This is a genomic window from Mesorhizobium sp. M7A.F.Ca.US.005.03.2.1, from assembly GCF_003997795.1.
GTDB lineage: Bacteria > Pseudomonadota > Alphaproteobacteria > Rhizobiales > Rhizobiaceae > Mesorhizobium > Mesorhizobium ciceri.
In genome coordinates, this window is record NZ_RZRP01001450.1 from 1 (window position 1) to 777 (window position 777).

Genomic DNA, 777 nt, shown 5'->3' on the forward strand with positions numbered 1-777 from the left:
GTCTATGGCTTCGGCATCAAGGGATTTACCCTGTCGATGATCGAGACGGCGATCGAGGTCACGCAAGGCCGCGTGCCGGGCTCGGTCATAGCGGAGATTCTCGATGCCGGCCGCGAGATGCTGAGCCATCCGATCGAGGCCTTGCCGCACGCCCGCGAGACGGTCGAAAAGCTTGCCGGCGCATTCCGCCTCGTGCTGATCACCAAGGGCGACCTCTTCGACCAGGAGCGCAAGCTGGCTGGCTCAGGCCTTGGCGATCTGTTCGACGCGGTCGAGATCGTCAGCGACAAGAATGCCGCCACCTATAGCAGGCTCTTCAACCGCCACGGCGATGGTCCGGCGAAAAGCATGATGGTCGGCAACTCGCTGAAGTCGGATGTGGTGCCGGCCATCGAGGCCGGCGGGTGGGGTGTTCATGTGCCGCATGAACTGACCTGGGTGCTGGAGCATGTCGAAGCGCCGGTAACCGAATCGAGGTTCCGCCAGATATCCGATCTCGGACAACTGCCCGGACTGATCGAAAGCATCATCGATCCCTGATCGCCGGGCGATCCGTGGTCGCCCGGCCTTACCTGGTTTCGATTCCGGACGGAAAAACCGCTATACACTTTCCCGCAATTGCCTCAGCGGCCGATCAGGCGATCGATCACCGGTTGCAACCGTTCGGGCGTGATCGGCTTGGCGATCACCACGTCGATGACACCAGACAGGCCCAGGCTTTCCGTGGTGCCATTCTTGGTTGACAGCAGGATTACCGGTGGCAGCGATTTGCCCGAG

1 protein-coding gene and 1 pseudogene are annotated in these 777 nt (G+C 61.6%); one reads left to right on the forward strand and one right to left on the reverse strand.

The features are described 5' to 3' along the window. On the forward strand, positions 1-540 hold a 540-nt coding region (locus EN991_RS38415; protein ID WP_164769771.1), incomplete at its 5' end, for an HAD family hydrolase. An 83-nt stretch (positions 541-623) separates the two neighbouring features. On the opposite strand, the pseudogene EN991_RS41510 reads toward EN991_RS38415, so the two are convergent. Further along, a pseudogene (locus EN991_RS41510) lies at positions 624-777 on the reverse strand (response regulator); the annotation flags it as partial.